At 60.1% G+C, this 17,552-nt stretch carries 16 protein-coding genes and 1 pseudogene; 9 read left to right on the top strand and 8 right to left on the bottom strand.

The features are described from left to right. Positions 1-6: 6 nt before the first annotated feature. Positions 7-948, bottom strand: a complete 942-nt coding sequence (locus AC13F2_RS05325) for a 1-phosphofructokinase family hexose kinase (protein WP_482964495.1) — start codon at positions 946-948, stop codon at positions 7-9. Between the two features lie 447 nt (positions 949-1,395). On the opposite strand from AC13F2_RS05325, the gene AC13F2_RS05320 reads away from it, so the two are divergent. The 6 genes from AC13F2_RS05320 to AC13F2_RS05295 all read left to right on the top strand — a co-directional run bounded on the left by AC13F2_RS05320 (position 1,396) and on the right by AC13F2_RS05295 (position 5,732). Continuing rightward, a complete protein-coding gene (locus tag AC13F2_RS05320) occupies positions 1,396-2,262 on the top strand; it encodes a beta-phosphoglucomutase family hydrolase (RefSeq protein ID WP_482964496.1) in 867 nt (288 codons plus the stop codon). 9 nt (positions 2,263-2,271) lie between these two features. Continuing rightward, positions 2,272-2,970, top strand: a complete 699-nt coding sequence (gene otsB / locus AC13F2_RS05315; protein WP_482964519.1) for a trehalose-phosphatase — start codon at positions 2,272-2,274, stop codon at positions 2,968-2,970. Beyond that, positions 2,963-3,451 (top strand): hypothetical protein, encoded by a 489-nt coding sequence (locus AC13F2_RS05310; RefSeq protein ID WP_482964497.1) that lies wholly within the window; start codon positions 2,963-2,965, stop codon positions 3,449-3,451. Before otsB ends, AC13F2_RS05310 begins: the two co-directional genes overlap by 8 nt. Positions 3,452-3,483: 32 nt before the next feature. Then, a protein-coding gene (locus AC13F2_RS05305; protein ID WP_482964498.1) for an IS3 family transposase occupies positions 3,484-4,847 on the top strand; the annotation gives its coding sequence in 2 pieces (ribosomal slippage) (positions 3,484-3,831 and positions 3,834-4,847; 1,362 coding nt in all). Between the two features lie 131 nt (positions 4,848-4,978). Next, positions 4,979-5,233, top strand: coding sequence for a DUF302 domain-containing protein (locus AC13F2_RS05300; protein ID WP_482964520.1), 255 nt, complete (start codon positions 4,979-4,981; stop codon positions 5,231-5,233). Positions 5,234-5,336: 103 nt separating this feature from the next. Continuing rightward, the gene (locus AC13F2_RS05295) at positions 5,337-5,732 is read left to right on the top strand and encodes a hypothetical protein (protein ID WP_482964499.1); all 396 of its coding nucleotides are present in this window, start codon (positions 5,337-5,339) and stop codon (positions 5,730-5,732) included. Positions 5,733-5,899: 167 nt separating this feature from the next. Here the strand turns inward: AC13F2_RS05295 and AC13F2_RS05290 are convergent, their stop codons facing one another. Continuing rightward, positions 5,900-7,312 carry a PAS domain S-box protein gene (locus AC13F2_RS05290; protein WP_482964500.1) on the bottom strand — a complete coding sequence of 471 codons (1,413 nt, stop codon included), beginning with the start codon at positions 7,310-7,312 and terminating at the stop codon, positions 5,900-5,902. Positions 7,313-7,747: 435 nt separating this feature from the next. On the opposite strand from AC13F2_RS05290, the gene AC13F2_RS05285 reads away from it, so the two are divergent. Beyond that, positions 7,748-8,371, top strand: a complete 624-nt coding sequence (locus AC13F2_RS05285) for a DUF305 domain-containing protein (protein WP_482964501.1) — start codon at positions 7,748-7,750, stop codon at positions 8,369-8,371. Between the two features lie 51 nt (positions 8,372-8,422). Here AC13F2_RS05285 and AC13F2_RS05280 read toward each other — a convergent pair whose 3' ends face one another. From AC13F2_RS05280 to AC13F2_RS05265, 4 genes are all read right to left on the bottom strand, one after another. Continuing rightward, positions 8,423-9,637, bottom strand: coding sequence for a phosphoglycerate kinase (locus tag AC13F2_RS05280; RefSeq protein WP_482964502.1), 1,215 nt, complete (start codon positions 9,635-9,637; stop codon positions 8,423-8,425). A 177-nt stretch (positions 9,638-9,814) separates the two neighbouring features. Then, positions 9,815-10,882 carry a copper resistance protein B gene (locus AC13F2_RS05275; RefSeq protein ID WP_482964503.1) on the bottom strand — a complete coding sequence of 356 codons (1,068 nt, stop codon included), beginning with the start codon at positions 10,880-10,882 and terminating at the stop codon, positions 9,815-9,817. Next, positions 10,879-12,630, bottom strand: a complete 1,752-nt coding sequence (locus tag AC13F2_RS05270) for a copper resistance system multicopper oxidase (protein ID WP_482964504.1) — start codon at positions 12,628-12,630, stop codon at positions 10,879-10,881. The genes AC13F2_RS05275 and AC13F2_RS05270 overlap by 4 nt, the downstream gene beginning before the upstream one ends. Before the next feature lie 166 nt (positions 12,631-12,796). Further along, positions 12,797-13,894, bottom strand: coding sequence for a zinc-binding dehydrogenase (locus tag AC13F2_RS05265; protein ID WP_482970450.1), 1,098 nt, complete (start codon positions 13,892-13,894; stop codon positions 12,797-12,799). A gap of 157 nt (positions 13,895-14,051) precedes the next feature. Here AC13F2_RS05265 and AC13F2_RS05260 point away from each other — a divergent pair, with 157 nt between their 5' ends. Then, on the top strand, positions 14,052-14,270 hold the full coding sequence (locus AC13F2_RS05260) for a MerR family DNA-binding protein (RefSeq protein WP_066850924.1): 219 nt from the start codon (positions 14,052-14,054) through the stop codon (positions 14,268-14,270). Positions 14,271-14,458: 188 nt separating this feature from the next. Beyond that, a pseudogene (locus AC13F2_RS05255) lies at positions 14,459-14,590 on the top strand (YnfA family protein); the annotation flags it as partial. Positions 14,591-15,327: 737 nt separating this feature from the next. On the opposite strand, the gene AC13F2_RS05250 reads toward AC13F2_RS05255, so the two are convergent. Both AC13F2_RS05250 and AC13F2_RS05245 read right to left on the bottom strand, forming a co-directional pair. Beyond that, positions 15,328-15,654, bottom strand: coding sequence for a hypothetical protein (locus AC13F2_RS05250; RefSeq protein WP_482964506.1), 327 nt, complete (start codon positions 15,652-15,654; stop codon positions 15,328-15,330). Between the two features lie 534 nt (positions 15,655-16,188). Beyond that, a protein-coding gene (locus AC13F2_RS05245; RefSeq protein WP_482964507.1) for an IS3 family transposase occupies positions 16,189-17,540 on the bottom strand; the annotation gives its coding sequence in 2 pieces (ribosomal slippage) (positions 16,189-17,202 and positions 17,205-17,540; 1,350 coding nt in all). Between the last annotated feature and the right edge of the window lie 12 nt (positions 17,541-17,552).

Below are 17,552 nucleotides of genomic sequence, written 5' to 3'. Positions count from 1 at the left end.
GTGCGCTCACGACCGAGGCGCGATTTGCCTGGTCAGTTCGCCGTACAGCCGCTCGACATCTTCGCGGCGACACAGGCCAGTGCCAGGCGACAGTACGGCGGCAGCGCCTGCCGCCATGCCGTATTCGAAAGCATCTTGCTCATCGCGGCCCTGCGCCAAAGCGAGTGTCATCGCCGCGACGAAACTGCCGCCAGCGCCGACCGCGCTCTTCGCAACCACATCGAGCGCCGGCTGACGTAGCGCGGCTTGAGCGGTCACGAGCAGCGCACCGTCACGCCCGAGCGTCAGCGCCACCATCTCTGCCGAACCAGCATCAATGAGCTCCCTGGCCGCTGCCTCTTGTGCCGCGCTGTCGGCGAGCCTGCGTCCGACCAGCGCCTCGAGTTCGCCAAGGCTCGGCTTCACCAGGTGGACGCCGCGAACAAGCCCGGCACGCAGCGCACTTCCCGACGTATCGAGAACCAGTCGAATTCCCTTGCGGTGCGCCAGGGCAGCTACGGTCTCATAGAAATCGTCGGGAACAGCACGCGGCAAGCTGCCGCTGGCGACGAGGTATTCGCAATCGATATCTTCGAGGGCCTCCAGGATTGCGCGCCATTCCCACTCCATCACGAGCGGGCCTGCGGGCACGAAGCGATATTCCTCGCCGCTCGAGCGTTCAAAGACTGCGTGACTGATGCGGGTATGGTCCGCGATCGGTATACGACGGTGTGCAATCAATGCGGTATCGAGAAGGTCGTCGAGCACACCGCCGGTCGCGCCGCCGGCCAGATACATCGCAAGTGCAGGGCCACCCAGCTCCCGGATGACCCGGGCCACATTGATCCCGCCCCCTCCAGGATCGTAGCGTTCGTCGGACGTTCGGATCTTGTGAACCGGTCGCACGATGTCCGTCTCGGCAGAGCCATCAATCGAGGGATTCAGAGTCAATGTCACAATCGTCTTCATTCGCCAGCTCCTCCCGGCTTTCCTGGACACGGTGCGGGCCGAAGGACAGCAACCGGGCAGTGCTGCCCGCCAAGGGCAGCGTAGCAAGTCTTCTGTGGTCTCGAGCCGGACATCGCCCGACAGACGTTGCCCATGCCGATTTGTTACGCGCAGGCCGCTTCCGTGGTCCTTCCTAAAAATCGCCGACAGGTGAGATGCGGCGCCGACACGGCGGTCGTCTCCCCGGCCCATTGCCGCAAACTTGCCGGTCCGGAGGACCAGCGCAGGAGCGAGCGGCGCGCGTGCCGGTGTAATGCGCCGGCAGCGCGTTCGTCTAATGGTAGTCCTTCTTCTTGGGAGCCTCTCTTGTGCGCCCGCAGGGAGAAAAAAGCTTCATCACTCGAAGTAGGGCAGAGCGCTGATGCCGGTCATCGGTGGACCGCCGCAAAACGGAGACACAGCAAAGCGATGAGCCCTGGTCCGGCCGATCCACATGAAGAGGGTTACGCGGCCTTCCTCTTTGACCTTGACGGCGTGGTCACCAATACGGCGCAGCTGCATGCAGCGGCATGGAAGCAATTGTTCGACGAATACCTTGCCCAGCGTACAAACCGGCGCGGCAAGCCATATCGAGCGTTCGGAGAAGAGGACTACCGACGCTTCATCGATGGCATGCCCCGATACGAGGGAGTGCGCAGCTTCCTCGTAACGCGCAAGATCAGCCTGCCCCATGGCGATCCTGCCGATCCGCCTGATCGCGAGACGATCTGTGGTCTCGGCAACCGCAAGAATCGTTTCTTCCAGGAGCAGCTGGCAGATAGCGGCGTAGAAGTCTTCGAAACCAGTGTTGCCTTCATCCGAGAGCTTCGCCGTCAAGGCGTGAAAACCGCTCTCGTCTCCTCAAGCAAGAACGCATCGGCTGTCCTCGATGCAGCCGGTCTGAAAGGGATTTTCGATGTGCGGATCGACGGCGTGGAAGCCGAACGGCTTTCGCTGGCAGGAAAGCCGCGGCCAGATACCTTTCTCGAAGCAGCGCGGCGCCTGGAAACGCCCCCGCAGCACTCGGTTGTCATAGAAGATGCCATTGCCGGTGTAGCGGCCGGTAGGGCGGGCGGCTTCGGACTCGTGATCGGTATCGACCGGACCGGCGTTGCGGCTGCCATGAAAGCAAATGGTGCCCATATCGTGGTTGAGGATCTTGCCGAACTGGAGCTTCGCCCGATTCCTCCGATCCAGTATCATCAGACCGCCGATCTGCTGCCCGACGCCCTCTCCTGCACGGCCGGCATATGCACACTATTTTCCAGAAAGCGTCCGGCCGTTTTTCTCGACTAGGACGGCACGCTGACGCCGATCGTCGCCCGGCCAGAACTTGCCGTCCTGTCCGCCGAAATGCGAGGGATCCTCGCGGATCTTGCCTCGCATTGCCATGTCGCCATCGTCAGCGGGCGCGACCGCGCGGAGGTGGCTCGTCTGGTCGGCCTTGACGGTCTCGTCTATGCTGGAAGTCATGGCTTCGACATCGCAGGTCCCGATGGCTTGCATGAGGAGCATGAAGGCGCTTCCACCATTCTTTCGGCGCTGGATCGTGCCGAAGCGCTGCTCCGGGCCGAGATTGGCGACATCGAAGGCGTTCTGCTCGAACGCAAGAAGTTCGCCATCGCTGTCCACTACAGTCTGGTGGCGCGAAGGCAAATCACGCGAATCAAACGCGCCGCGGAGACGGCGGCTGAACGCCATGGCCTGAGGCAAACGACCGGCAAGAAGGTTTTCGAGCTGCGTCCGGATTTGGACTGGGACAAGGGCAAAGCCGTTCTCTGGCTATTGTCCGCGCTCGATCTCGAAGCAGAAGACGTCGTGCCGCTCTATGTCGGCGACGACGATACGGACGAAGACGCGTTTGCCGCACTGTCAGGTCGGGGGATCGGCATCCTGGTGACGAACGCTGACCGCCACACCTTAGCGCAGTATAAATTGTCGGACACCCAGGCGGTCGAGCAGTTTCTGGGCTCCCTCTCTCGAAAGCTGGCGCGTCGTGGCTAGTTGGACCCTTGCCTATGACGGCTTCGACCCGGGCCATGAAGCGTTGCGCGAGGCTCTGTGCGCGCTCGGCAACGGCTATCTCGCGACCCGCGGCGCCGCGGAAGAGAGCGATGCAGACGAAACCCACTATCCCGGCACGTACCTGTCGGGCGGATACAATCGTCTGGTGACGGACATTGCCGGGCGGCCGGTCGAAAATGAGGATCTCGTCAACCTGCCGAACTGGCTCCCGCTCAACTTCCGGCCGGAGGGCGGCGAGTGGCTCAATCTGCCCAGCTCCCAGATCCTCTCCTACCGCCAGGAGCTGGACCTCGAGCAAGGCGTGCTCCGGCGCGTAATGCGCGTGCGCGACCGCGAAGGGAGGGAAACGCGTCTCACCGCCCGCCGTCTCGTCCACATGGGTTCGCCCCACCTTGCCGCGATAGAATGTGTTCCCCGTCAGCACCTATGGCGCAAAATTGGGTTGAGATTTAAGGAGTGATTGGCTCTCGTCGTAGTGACGAAGGAACGAAGATGAGAGCCAATCACTCCAAATCAAAATTGCCAGCCAAGAAGCCTGCCGAGCAGGTGGTGAAGGACATTCGGCGGGCGACCCGGCGGCACTTCTCGGCCGAGGATAAAATCAGGATCGTGCTTGATGGCCTTCGCGGCGAGGACAGCATCGCCGAGCTGTGCCGCAAGGAAGGCATCGCCCAGAGCCTGTACTACACCTGGTCGAAGGAGTTCATGGAAGCGGGCAAGCGGCGCCTGGCGGGTGACACGGCTCGTGCCGCGACCAGCGGCGAGGTGCAGGACCTGCGCCGCGAAGCCCGCGCTTTGAAGGAATGCGTGGCCGACCTGACGCTCGAAAACCGTCTGCTCAAAAAAAGCATGATCGCGGATGGGGGCGACGACGAATGAGATATCCCGCATCCGAGAAGCTCGAGATCATCCGGATCGTCGAGCAGTCGCATCTGCCGGCGAAGCTCACCCTCGACAAGCTGGGGATCGCACGCCGGACGTTCTACCGCTGGTACGACCGGTTCCTCGAAGGCGGACCGGAGGCGTTGGAAGATCGGCCATCGGCACCGAGCCGCGTGTGGAACCGGATCCCGCCTGACATCCTTGATCAGATCATCGAACTGGCACTGGAGCAGTCCGAGCTGAGCCCACGGGAGCTGGCGGTGCGCTTTACCGACGAAAGGCGTTACTTCGTGTCGGAAGCCACGGTTTACCGCCTTCTGAAGGCCCATGACCTGATCACCAGCCCGGCCTATGTGGTGATCAAGGCCGCCGATCAGTTCCACACCAAGACCACCCGGCCGAACGAGATGTGGCAGACCGACTTCACCTACTTCAAGATTATCGGGTGGGGCTGGATGTACCTGTCGACCGTGCTCGACGACTTCTCACGCTACATCATCGCCTGGAAGCTGTGCACCAACATGCGCGCCGAGGACGTGACCGACACGCTGGACATGGCACTGGCCGCATCGGGCTGCGACAGCGCCACGGTGCTGCACAAGCCAAGGCTGCTGTCGGACAATGGCCCCAGCTACATCGCCGGCGAACTGGCGGAATACATCGAGGCCCAGAAGATGAGCCATGTGCGCGGTGCCCCGCTACACCCGCAGACCCAGGGCAAGATCGAGCGCTGGCATCAGACCCTGAAAAACCGCATCTTGCTGGAAAACTACTTCCTGCCCGGCGACCTCGAAGCTCACATCGAGGCCTTCGTCGAGCACTACAATCACCAGCGATACCACGAGAGCCTGGCCAATGTGACGCCTGCCGACGCCTACTTCGGCAGGGCTCCGGCAATCATCAAACTGCGCGAAAGGATCAAGCGACAGACCATCGAACATCGGCGCTTGCAGCACCGCAAGTTCGCCGCCTAACATCAACCCCCTGACGAGGTCCGCACTCCGCTAATCTACGCCGCGAGTTGTGCCGAATGTTCTGACGACGGACACTCCTCCGCCGCATCGGACGCTCAGCATGAGTTCCGAAACGGACTCTATAGGAAAAAATCGGCGCGGACTTCCGGCCTTACCGTATCCTTGGCGCGTACAATCCAAGCCTGGCGCACAAGGCATTGCAGGCCGAGGACAAGATCGGAACCATGCTGCCCTGCAACGTCATTATCCAGCAGGTTGCTGCCGAAGTGTTCGAAGTCGCTGCGGTCGATCCGGTCGCCTCGATGCAAGCGGTCGAAAACGAGTTGCTGGCAGAGGTCGCTACGGGCGTGAGGGATAAATTGAAAGCGGTGATAGCGGCGCTCTGACAATGGCTCGATAGGCCTGTTTACCCCCTGAGAAATGTTCCAAGGAGCATGCCTATGTAAAGAAGATCCACGACCGACCCCCTGGAATGAAGAGGAGATAATGATGAAACGGACACTTTTTGCAACCGCACTTGCCACTGCGCTTGCTTCGTCGCCCGCTATCGCACAGCAGGCCGAACATCAGCACGGCGCTACAACCGCTCAGGCTGGTGAACCGGACCACAAGGCCGGCATGACGATGGGGTCTCAAGCGATGCAAGAGCACCGTCAGAAGATGGAGGAAATGCGCGCGCTGATGCAAAAGGCGCGCACCGCCACCGACCCGGCCGAGCGCCAGCGGCTGATGGCCGAGCACCAGCAGAAAATGCAGGAACACATGGCAAGCATGATGAAAGGCGATCATGCCACCATGATGCGCGCTTGTCAGGAACGCATGGCGATGATGCATGACATGATGGAGCAGATGGCGGCTCAGCAGGGCGAAATGACGCATCATTAACAAACCGATCAGAGCCGCCGCGCCGGTAAAACGACACGGCGGCCCATCGGGCTTCAACCGACGAGTCGCGGAAACGCGGCGCGAAAGGCACCAACCGATTGCTCGGGAGGCAGCGTTCCTTCCTGCTCATAAGTTTGCCGCTGATCAGATATTTTGGAAATGTCCAATCAGAGGCTCAACCGTTCCTCTTTGTTCTCAAGCGGCAACGCCATACGGCAGAACAATCCCTGGGGAAGATAGTCTATTTCAACTTTCCCGCGCAAAGATCGCGTAAGCGTCGTCTCGATCAGGGTACTGCCAAAACCGCGGTGCGTTGGCGGAGATACGGGCGGTCCGCCGCTCTCTCTCCATTCCAGCGTCAGCCAACAGCCTCGATCACTGTCCTCAAGGGCCCATTCTACCGAGACGGTCCCTGTCGCAAGGCTCAGGGCCCCGTATTTCGCAGCATTGGTAGCCAATTCGTGGAGAACCAAGCCGACCGAAAGACCTGTCTTCGCATCAAGTGAGACAGTTGGGCCCGCAAGCACGATATTGGTGCCGTGCGCGTTCCGGAAGGGCTCCAACTCGCGAAGGAGCTGATCAAGCAGAGTGGTGCCGCTCTCGCCGTCTTGCGTCAGGTTCAGGCTCTTGGCGACCGCGCCAAGCCGCCCCTGCAGCGCTTGCTTGTAAGCATCCACGGATTGGGTGCCACGGGAGGAAAGACTCACGACGGATTGAACCAACGCCATCATGTTCTTCTTGCGGTGATTCAGCTCGGCGGCGAGCAGGCGTCGCTGTTCGTCAAGCTCACGCCGCTCGCTCACATCGAAGGAGACGCCAACAAGGGTCTGGGCTTCTCCTTCCCCTCCGCGCAAGACCGTGCCCCGCGCGGCTACCCAGCGGGATGATCCCTCCCGATCGCGAATCCGGAACTCCCCGGCAAACTCTTCGGTCCTGGCAATGGCGTTATCGAGCACCCGGCGCAGCCCGGGTAGATCCTCCGGGTGAACCCTCGCAAAAGCATCATCGACATTGAGCCGTTTCTGTTCGCTCAACCCCCATAGGTGCCGCAAGGCGTCATCGCCCACGAGTTCATTGTTCTGGAGGCTCCACTCCCACGTACCCATGCGCCCGCCCCCGAGCGCCAGGCGCAAGCGACTTTCGTTCGCTGCAAGCTCGCGGTTACGCGTTTCGAGTTCCTGCTCAAGATGCCTGCGCTCCGAGACGTCCCGGATCACGACCGTGAGGGTGGTGTTCCCACTGAGCACATGCCGGGATAGCGTGGCTTCGACGGGGAATTCTTCGCCATTCTTGCGTTGCCCGAGCACATCCCTGCGATGCCCCATGATGCGGCGGGTCGCCTCCGAATCCGCCGCGAACGCCTTCACGTCGCTGACATGTCTCGCACGAAAGCGACGAGGAAGAAGGATCTCGACCGTTTCGCCAAGTATCTCGTCAGCCTCGTAGCCGAAAATCTCTTCAGCTGCACGGTTGAAAAGCAGGATGCGTCCGCTTCCGTCTGTGCTGACGACACCATCGCCAATCAGCGCAAGAATATCCGATCCTGAAGCTGCTGATGCAGGATGGCTTCCGCCGACCATGAACTCCCTCCCAATGTGGCGATCTACATTAAAACCCGGTGTACCTTGTCCCTGCCCCACGGCAAATCCAAGGACTATCCGACCACCGCACTGAAAAGGTTCAAGCCGACGGAAAAAAGTCATCATCGGCATGGTTGCTCCGCAGCCGCCTGTCCGGACAAGGCTTCAGAAGCGTCCTGTTGCCCGCAATCTCCCGCCCCCAGGTCCAGAAATCGTGAATGCGTCATTCGACTGCCGGCAGGGATGGCTGGAGGCGATTTCCTCCATCGACACAAAACCTCCGATGAACCTGGAGCGACCTTTCCGCCCGTCAGCCCAAGACACTCACTATCCAAGATGCTGATAGCGCCAGCTCATTGGAGGTACACAAACGTGTGACGAACGAACAACGGGGTGATAAGAATATGTGCCAGTGCAATCGTCAGATCGGCGGATATGAAGAAACGACTGGACGCACGGCAGATCACGGCAACTTGCTTGTTGATGACAATGTCGGCTTGTGACCGCACGGGGGCCCAGAACGGCGGCGATCCCTCCGAGGCCATTTCACATGATCTTGGGCCATTCTTCCGGGCCGAAACCGCCATGTACGACAGCATGAGAGCCGCCATCGGAACGAGCTCGGGCGACAATTGGGTAAGAATGATGATTGCGCACCACGAGGGCGGAGCGGCACTGTCGCGGGTGCTTCTTCAGGAAAATCCATCTCCTGAAATCCGGGCTCTGGCAATGCACACGGTGCGAGCGCAGGAACGGGCGGTCCGCGAGCTCGAGAAGCTGCTACGCGACGGGCCCACAGATGTCGAGAGCGCGCTGGTCTTTCTGCGGCCGATACAAAAAATGCACGATGCAACCACAGGCGTTTTCGGTCCCGATGTGTCCACGGTCTGGTTGAGGAAGATGATCGAACATCATCGCGGCGCGATAGACATGTCCAATGTCCTGCTGAAGCAACCCGGCGTTCCTAGAGACACTGCCAATGCGGTCCGAAAGCTCAGGAACGAGCAGGTTAAGGAGATGAAGGTGCTCGAGCGTGCGCGGGAGGGGCTAGAAACCTAGAGGTGCGAGGAAAGAGGTCATACATGGTTCTGTGCGCATATGATTTCACCTTCATCTTCGCAGCGCCACGACGCCGGGCAGCGCCTTACCCTCAAGCCATTCGAGGAACGCCCCACCTGCGCTCGACACGTAACTGAACCGGTCGGCAACGCCCGCGTGGTTGAGCGCTGCGGCCGTGTCACCCCCGCCCGCGACTGCTCGGAGGCGCCCAGCATCTGCCAAATCGGCGATCGCCCCGGCAAGGGCTACCGTTCCCTGGTCGAAAGGCGGAACCTCGAACGCTCCAACCGGACCATTCCAGACGACGGTCCGCATGTGCTTCAGCGCCTTCTCAAGAAGCGCTACTGTCGCGGGACCGACGTCGAGGATCATTTCGTCTGCGCCGACCCGCTCAACCGAAACCGTACGCGAGACGGCGCCGGCGGTAAACTCGGTGGCTACGACCACGTCGATCGGCAGGAAAATCGTGCAACCGGCCTCGTTAGCACGGTGGATAACCTCACGGGCATTGTCCAGCATTTCGCGTTCGGCCATCGATCTGCCTATTGGCCGGTCCTGGGCAGCCAGAAACGTGTTGGCCATCGCACCCCCAATGCCGATGGCCTGCATCTTGGCGACCAAATTGACGAGGAGATCGAGCTTGGTGGAAACCTTGGCTCCGCCGACAAGCGCGAACACCGGGCGATCCGGGTTTTCGAGAACCAGGCTCAGCGACTTGATCTCAGCCTGCAGAGCGCGCCCTGCCACCGCCGGCAGCACGTGCGCGATGCCCTCCGTCGATGCATGAGCACGATGCGCTGAGGAAAATGCGTCGTTTACGTATATGTCGCCCAGGTTTGCGAACTGCGCGACCAGCTCTGGATCGTTGGTCTCCTCACCCGGATGGAACCGCGTGTTTTCCATGAGCAGTAGATCGCCCGGCGCCGCGGCTTTGACGGCCTCTCTCGCATGGCCATCGCGCCAGTTCGTCGCGACGAAACGAACCGGCATGCCCATCGCTTTCTCCAGCGCGCCCGCGACGGGCTCGAGACTCATATCGGCAACCACCTTTCCCTTCGGACGACCCAGGTGAGAAAGGAGGACAACTTTCGCGCCCTTCGCGGTCAGTTCGACAAGCGTAGGGATAATGCGCTCGATCCGGGTGGCGTCGGCCACGACCCCGTCTTCGACGGGCACATTGAGGTCGACCCTGACGATGGCGGTCTTACCGCCAAAGTCGATATCATCGAGTGTCCGCAAGGATGAGGCAGAGGAGGGCCCGAGCATAATATGCGCCTTTCATTCTGTCTGCGAACGGGTGGATACTCTCCACGCTCAGTGCAAAATATGTTCCGATCGCCTTATCAGCTTTACTCGGGCCGAAGGACGTGGCCGAGACCGTCACTGCAATTGACGATCCGGCTCATACTCGAGAATATTCGTTTCCCAGCTGAGGCTTGCGTGTCAGAACCATAGACGCACGCCAACGACGAAACTGGTCACGCTCGGATCCTCTCCGGCAGCCCTGGCATAATCGGCGCTTTGGCCAAGCCGCCACTCCTGATCGATCCCGACATAGGGTGCAAATTCGCGCACGAACTCGTATCGCAAGCGCAAGCCGGTCTCGATACGATCGACGCCGGCGCCAATCCCGAGCTCTGGTATGTCCTGTGCCGAAAGGCCTATTTCCGCACGCGGCTGCAGGATCAGCCGCTGGGTGATACGCTGGTCAAGCTCGCCCTCGATCCGCGCGGTGACATCACCCTTGTTGGAGACGAAGGCGGCCGCATCGACTTCGAATAGGTAGGGGGCAAGCCCCTGGACGCCAACGACTGCATGCGTCCGGTCGGGACCGGCCAGATCTTGCCGGACACCCGCTTGCAGATCCCACCATGGGCCAATTGCGTGGCTCCAGAGCGCTTGGACTTCAGCTGATTCCGGATTCTCGCTGAAAACGCCCTCACCTCCGCTCTTGAACCAGAACTTGTCGATATCGCCGCCGTAATAGCCTTGAACATCCCACAAATATCCGTCTTTGCCCTGGCGCACGCGATATTCCGCCCGGTCAGCCATGAACCAGAAGACGGGCAGGCCGCTGACCACGCGCGCCACTGCTGCGCGCGAAGCTGCCATGATTCGGGGACCGACGAAGGCATCGGCCGCATAGGCAGGGCCAGAATATGCCTCCGGCGGCGGCGGAGCTTCCGGGATTCCCGCAACTTTATCCATCGCGCCATGAGCCGAGTGATCTATGGCGCCGTCCATCTCCATGGCTCCCGCAGGATCGTGGCCAACGGCGCCGGAATCCATTCCTCCCGGCTCGCCTGGCTGCTGATGATCCATCGACCCGTGATCCATCGGCGGCAGCGCTGTGGCTGCCTGGATTTCGCTTTCCTGCTCGGGATGCGCCGACTGCGGCGGCGCCTTATCTGGTGCATCTGCTTGCACTTCGTGGGGTTGGTGCGCCGCATGGTCTTGTGCGTATGCAGGAGCAGCCGAAGCCAGCAGAAGAATGAACGCTCCAGTCCTCATTGCCCAACCTCCCCGTTCAGGGGGCGGACGGTGACGACCTGAAACATGCCGTTGTGCATGTGGTAGATCAGGTGGCAATGGAATGCCCAGTCGCCAGGCTCATCGGCAGTCAGATCAAAAGTTGCACTGCTTCCTGGCTGGACCGTAAGCGTATGCTTGAGGGGCTGAAAACCGTCGTGGCCATTCACCAGTTCGAAGAAGTGGCCGTGCAGATGAATGGGATGCGCCATCATCGTATCGTTCACCAGACGCACACGGACGCGTTCGTTGAACGCGAAGCGAATGGGGTCATCGGTGACGGCAGAAAACTTCTTCCCGTCAAAAGACCACATGTAGCGCTCCATGTTACCGGTCAGATGAATCTCGACCGAGCGCGAAGGCCGACGCTGATCCCTGTTCGGTTTGGCCGCCACCAGGTCCTTGTACGTCAGCACGCGGTGGGAGACCTTGTCGAGCCCGGTACCGGGATAGCCCATGCGGTCGACCGGATTCATTGCCACCATGTCGAGCCCCGGACCGACCTTTACGTCCGGTGGCAACTTCGATGTGTCGCGCATGCTCATTCCGTCCATCGCCATCGCACCCATTGGCGCAGACTGCGCGCCTCCCACGCCTTCATGGTCCATGGAGCCAGGTTCCATGTCGCTCATGCCCATATCGGCCATTGTCAGCAGCGGCGGCGCGCGCAGGTCAGGGACGGAAGCGCGCGCGCCCGGTCGGGCCGCGAACATGGCCAGGCCCATCCCGGTGCGATCCATCGCTTCGGCGATAAAAGCAAAGGCATCGCCATCTCTCGGCTCGATGATGACATCGTACGTTTCCGCGTTGCCAATCTGGAACTCGTCAACCTCCAAGGGGCGGACATTCTGCCCGTCTGCGGCGACAACTGTCATCGGCAGTCCGGGAATCCGCACATTGAAATATGTCATCGCGGCGCCGTTGATGATTCTGAGGCGGATTCGTTCACCCGGGCGATAGGAAAATTCCAGCCCGTCGTCGGGACCATATCCGTTGACGAGAAAGCTGTAGGTCGCCCCGGTCACATCAGAGATGTCGGTCGGCATCATCCGCATGCGCGCCCACATCCTGCGCGCTGTACCGCTCAGCGGATAATCGTCGGTTGCAGTGGTTTTGTTGTAGTTGAAATAGGCGTCGGCCACCTTGAGCTTTTTCATGATCGTGTGCGGGTTCATCGGCGACCAGTCCGAGAGCATGAGGACATAGTCGCGATCATAGGCGAAAGGCTCCGGCTCGGCCGGATCGATGATGATGGGGCCGTAATGTCCCATTGGCTCCTGCAACGTGTGCGCGTGCCACCAGTAGGTCCCCGCCTGCCGGACCGGGAAGTCGTAGCGGAATCGTTCGCCCGGCTTGAGGCCAGCCATCGATACGCCCGGAACACCGTCCATAAGGAATGGAACCAGCATGCCATGCCAATGGACCGAGGTATCTTCCGAGCTGTTGTTGAGCAAATCGACGACGAGGTTCTGTCCCTCTCTCAGCCGTAACAACGGTCCCGGGACCGTCCCATTGACGGTGACGGCGGGACCACGACGAGCCCCCGTCTCGAAAACGGCGTCGGCCACTGTCAGGCTTAGATGTTCTCCCGACAGGACATCGCTACCGCGACGCGCAAGAGTTCCCCCCATCGCTCCGCGCGCCCAAGCTGGCATGGCAGCCGCGATACCCAGGGCACCGAGCGAGACGCTGCCTGCGGCCAAAAACTTTCGTCGATCAATTGATGTCATCTATTATCTCTGCTGGTGGTTCGGTCGTGCGGTTCTGAAGCCTGGGTTTGGCAAAGACCTTTTTGATTGCCCTCGCCCATGATCCAGATCAAAATATCCATTATTGTATCGGCTTTCTCTTGGCCAAACCCCAAGGCCTGGGACCCTTCGAGAGAGGGAGGCTTTTTTAAGGTGTGATGGCCACCTTGAGTACGCCGTCACGCTGGTGGGCGAAGAGTTCATAGGCTGCTTCGATGTCGTCGAGCTTGTAGCGATGGGTAACCATGGGCCGGAGGTCTACCCTCCCCGCCGCCAGGACGTTGATGAGTCGGCGCATGCGTTCCTTTCCGCCCGGACACAGCGTCGTTACGATGCTGAGATCGCCAAGCGCGGCGGCAAACGCATCCAGCGGGACATTTATATCCGCGGAATAGACGCCAAGACTCGAAAGCGTTCCACCTGGGCGCAGCACCCTCAGGCATGCCTCGAATGTTGCCTGGCTTCCAAGCGCCTCGATCGCGACGTCCACCCCCCGCCCGTCGGTCAGGCGCAGTATCTCGTCCACAGGATCGACGGTGCCGGCGTCCACCACGGCATCAATACCCAGCGCTTTCGCGGTCTGGAGACGTGCGGGCAAACGATCGACCCCAATGACGAGGGTTGCCCCGGCAAGCTTCGCGCCGGCCGCAGCGCAGAGGCCAATAGGCCCCTGCGCGAATACCGCGACGGTATCGCCGATCCGGACGCCGCCTCGCTCTGCCCCTCCAAAGCCCGTCGACATGATATCCGGGCACATCAACACCTGCTCGTCCGTCAGACCGTCGGGGACAGGGGCGAGGTTAGCCATGGCGTCCGGAACCAGCACATACTCCGCCTGGCAGCCGTCGATCGTGTTACCGAGCTTCCATCCGCCGATCGATTTCCAGCCATGGCGAGCGTCCGGTCCGTCTTGCGAATGAAAGCCGGCAAGACAGGCGTTGCTGTGGCCACTGGGTGAGATCGCGCCTGCGATCACCCGCTGACCCTCGTGGTACCCGGTGACGGCCGAGCCCAGCTTTTCGATAATCCCGACCGGCTCGTGTCCAACGGTAAGGCCGGGGGCAACCGGGTATTCGCCTTTCAGAATGTGCACGTCGGTGCCGCAGATGGTGGTAGTGGTGATCCGCACAAGCGCATCGAGTGCCCCGACTTCCGGAATCGGCTTCTCATCGAGCACAATCCGCCCCGGCTCCACGAACACCGCTGCCTTCATCTTCGCCATGATCATCCCTGTCTTTGTAAACACGCATCTCTTTTGATTGCACAAAGAGACATCCCAAGGCTGCGCGACGAGTACTGATCAGCAAGTTGTTGCTGACAGGCATTTTCCGTGCACAAGGATTTAGACGCTTATCGAGACGTGATATTACAACTTTCGGAGCTGTCATAGCGGTTGGTGTCCTATGCTCCGGTTTCGCGAACTGCTCGACCTGGCCGACGACAAGTCACGATCCTGCGCGGCCGTCGGTGCGCTTGCGCGCACTGATCTCGCCGAAGTCGAACGGAAGATCGATCTCCTTGCGCTCCACGGGGAACTCGACCGAATGCTTGCGACCTGCGACCAGGGCACCGTCAGCGACTGTCGGGTTATCGAGACGCTCGCAAAAGACGCGATCCAGTGAGCGCCGTCTGGATCTATCCCTAGCCGCGCTCGCCGAAATCGCGGGGTGTCTTGCTTTCTGGCGTGGATGAGTATGGATCGCTCAGCGCTTGTGGCTGAACCCGGCATCCTGTCGTACGCCCTCTTCGCACATTTTTTGCGCGGACTGACGCCGACGCCGCAGGTCGGGCGTTTGCGGCTTATCGCGGCGTCTATATCGCTGCCTCACGTCGCTGGCTCTGGATGGTCGAAGAAACTCCGACGGACCGCTGGGACCTGCTGGAAACGGCGATTTGTCCCGCCAGTGCCGCAGCTATTCTGTTTGCGCCGCACGACGTCTGATCGGCCTCGCCCTCACCGCAATTGGCTAGCTGGCGGAGTTATCATCTGGAGACTCCACATCATGGATTGGACGCAGCGCCACCCCATCAACAATTCGTGGCTCCTGCTTTTCGCGCTCGGCGGCACATAGTTTGCCCTTTCCGAATTTATCCTGCTCGCCAATCGCATGCCTAGGATAAGGCGGCGGGGGGAATTTTGAACGAAACAGTAAGCGCCGAGGTTAATCATTCAGGTTAAGGCCGCACAAACCTCACGAAAGCCAAGGAAAGTAAGGTACGATAATCCACATACTGATGAGCACCAGCGCCAGGCCCGTTGCAGGCTCGACCGGCATCAAGTCGCTATAGCGCCAACTCGAGATGCTCTCGCGCGGCAGCGAGGTGGCAATCAATACCACCACGGCTGCAACCTCGAGACCAAAGGCAAGGTAGATTGCGATCGGGGACTTGGAAGGTTACCAAAGCCAGTTGCCACCACCTTTGAGGACGGCCAATTCATTAACCGTCAACAGGATTCGGCCATCGCCGAGACTGGCGAGGCCGCAGCGTACTGTTCGCTCATATGGGGTGAGGTTTGCACCGTCGAAGAAAGGCATTTGGAAAATCTCTTAGACGAAGGCGACCAGGCTCCCACAAAAATATCAGCCAAAAAGTTCGATTCACGCTTCGGCCTTTATTCGCGACGGTCGTAAAAAGCGGATCCGGCAAAACCAGCAACTTCAATCACTTGGTCGATAGTTATTCTATGATCGCGTCGCTGGAACCGCTTACTTTCAGGATCCTTTGAGATCGATCAAGAAATTTCCGCATTTCGTCTGCTGCCAATTCGGTGAGCGGATGCCTTTTGGCATCAGCGCGTGGCTCTATCATATCGGCGCGCCGCCTTATCTGGTCGACCTGCTTTTCGGTCGCATCAGAGAGGAGCCCGAGAACGATGTTTTCAAGGGTGATGAGGCGAATTCGCATCTGCACGAGTTCAGAGTGACCCGGCTCTGGGATTTGCCAGCTGCCGTCGTCACGCGTTACCGATTTCTCGACGTGTCCATCGGATTCTTCTACCGCCATGTGTGGTCTCCCAATTATACTGCGCTTACCGCGAGCTAGCCCAAGTTCGAGAAGAAACCTATTGTCCATCGGGCGGCGTTAGGTACAGAAACCGCTCAGAAACTCGTGTCCCGATTACCATAACAAACGCCCTCTCTCGTCTGCACGACGTTTAACGTGGCCGCGAAACAACCGCTATGACAAGACCAGAGAGTCCTACCTCGGCTTCGTCGCGCTCGCCTCAGTCAAACTCTGGATATCCTTTGTCCACGAAGCCTAGTTTTGTTGGAGGCTCCGCAATTCTCAGCATTGTCCAACGGACGGCTGCGGCACTACGTTGGCCTCGATCTCAAAAGAGACTGTGGTGAAGCTAAGCAACTCAGTAGTGCTCTCTTGGGGTGTTTATCTACTGGGAGTTATTTCTTAACCGCGACAGACCAGTAGAATATACCAAACCGAAAGGAAGAGCGCGCGACCGGTTTGTCCGTCGTCAGAACATTTGGCACAACTCGCGGCGTAGATCAGCGGAGTGTGGGCCTCGTCTCGGATTGATGTTTAGGCGGCGAGCTTGCAGTGTTGCAAGCGCCGATGTTCGAGTGTCTTTCGCTTGATCCTTTCTCTTCGTTTGATGATGGCGGCAGCCCTGCCGAAGTAGGCATCGGCGGGTGTCACATTGTCCAGGCTCTCGTGGTAGCGCTGGTGGTTATAGTGCTCGACGAAGGCCTCGATCTGCTGTTCGAGATCGCCGGGCAGGAAGTAGTTTTCCAGCAGCACGCGGTTCTTCAGGGTCTGGTGCCAGCGTTCGATCTTGCCCTGCGTCTGCGGATGGAAGGGAGCGCCGCGCACATGGCTCATCCTGTTTGCCTCGATGTATTCGGCTAGTTCCCCGGCAATGTAGCTGGGGCCATTGTCCGACAGCAGGCGGGGCCTGTGCAGCACGTTGGCGTGGTTGCAGCCTGAAGCTGCCAGCGCCATATCGAGCGTGTCAGTGACGTCCTCGGCTCGCATGGTGGTGCAGAGCTTCCAGGCGATGATGTAGCGTGAGTAATCGTCGAGCACGGTCGATAGATAGACCCAGCCCCATCCGATGATCTTGAAGTAGGTAAAGTCGGTCTGCCACATCTCGTTGGGGCGGGAGGTTTGCGTGTGGAACGCATCTGCCGCCTTGATCACGGTGTAGGCCGGGCTGGTGATCAGATCGTGGGCCTTCAGGAGGCGATAGACCGTAGCTTCGGACACGAAGTAGCGCTTCTCGTCGGTGAAGCGCACCGCCAGTTCTCGCGGGGACAGCTCGGTCTGTTCCAGCGCCATCTCGACGATCTGCTGCCGGACATCCTCGCCGATGCGGTTCCACACCCGGCTCGGCCCGGATGGTCGGTCTGCCAGCGCCTCGGGGCCACCTTCAAGGTGACGATCATACCAGCGGTAGAAGGTGCGCCGTGCCACGCCGAGCTGGTCCAGCGTGCGTTTGGCGGGCAGGTGCGACTGCTCGACGATCCTGATGATCTCCAGCTTCTCGGATGCGGGATACCTCATTCGTCGTCTCCCCCATCCGCGATCATGCTTTTTTTGAGCAGACGGTTCTCCAGCGTCAGGTCCGCCACGCATTCCTTCAGATCGCGCGCTTCACGGCGCAGATCCTTTACCTCGTCGGTGGTAGCAGCACGGGCTGTATCGCCAGCAAGCCTGCGCTTGCCGGCCTCCATGAACTCCTTGGACCAGGTGTAATACAGGCTCTGTGCGATCCCTTCACGGCGGCACAGCTCGGCAATGGAGTCATCGCCGCGTAGGCCATCGAGCACGATGCGGATCTTGTCTTCAGCAGAGAAATGCCGACGGGTCTTGCGTCGGATGTCCTTCACCACCTGCTCGGCAGGCAATTTGGGCTTTGAGGATTTGGGCTTCATCTTCGTTCCTTC

Source organism: Qipengyuania sp. L-5Y (assembly GCF_056859455.1).
This window is presented reverse-complemented; position numbering and strand designations above follow the sequence as displayed.

Bases quoted from the DNA above. Each gene is read 5' to 3' on its own strand.
- AC13F2_RS05325 (WP_482964495.1), bottom strand. From the start codon at position 948: ATGAAGACGATTGTGACATTGACTCTGAATCCCTCGATTGATGGCTCT.
- AC13F2_RS05320 (WP_482964496.1), top strand. From the start codon at position 1,396: ATGAGCCCTGGTCCGGCCGATCCACATGAAGAGGGTTACGCGGCCTTC.
- AC13F2_RS05295 (WP_482964499.1), top strand. From the start codon at position 5,337: ATGAAACGGACACTTTTTGCAACCGCACTTGCCACTGCGCTTGCTTCG.
- AC13F2_RS05290 (WP_482964500.1), bottom strand. From the start codon at position 7,312: ATGGTCGGCGGAAGCCATCCTGCATCAGCAGCTTCAGGATCGGATATT.
- AC13F2_RS05285 (WP_482964501.1), top strand. From the start codon at position 7,748: ATGAAGAAACGACTGGACGCACGGCAGATCACGGCAACTTGCTTGTTG.
- AC13F2_RS05280 (WP_482964502.1), bottom strand. From the start codon at position 9,637: ATGCTCGGGCCCTCCTCTGCCTCATCCTTGCGGACACTCGATGATATC.
- AC13F2_RS05275 (WP_482964503.1), bottom strand. From the start codon at position 10,882: ATGAGGACTGGAGCGTTCATTCTTCTGCTGGCTTCGGCTGCTCCTGCA.
- AC13F2_RS05270 (WP_482964504.1), bottom strand. From the start codon at position 12,630: ATGACATCAATTGATCGACGAAAGTTTTTGGCCGCAGGCAGCGTCTCG.
- AC13F2_RS05260 (WP_066850924.1), top strand. From the start codon at position 14,052: ATGCTCCGGTTTCGCGAACTGCTCGACCTGGCCGACGACAAGTCACGA.
- AC13F2_RS05250 (WP_482964506.1), bottom strand. From the start codon at position 15,654: ATGGCGGTAGAAGAATCCGATGGACACGTCGAGAAATCGGTAACGCGT.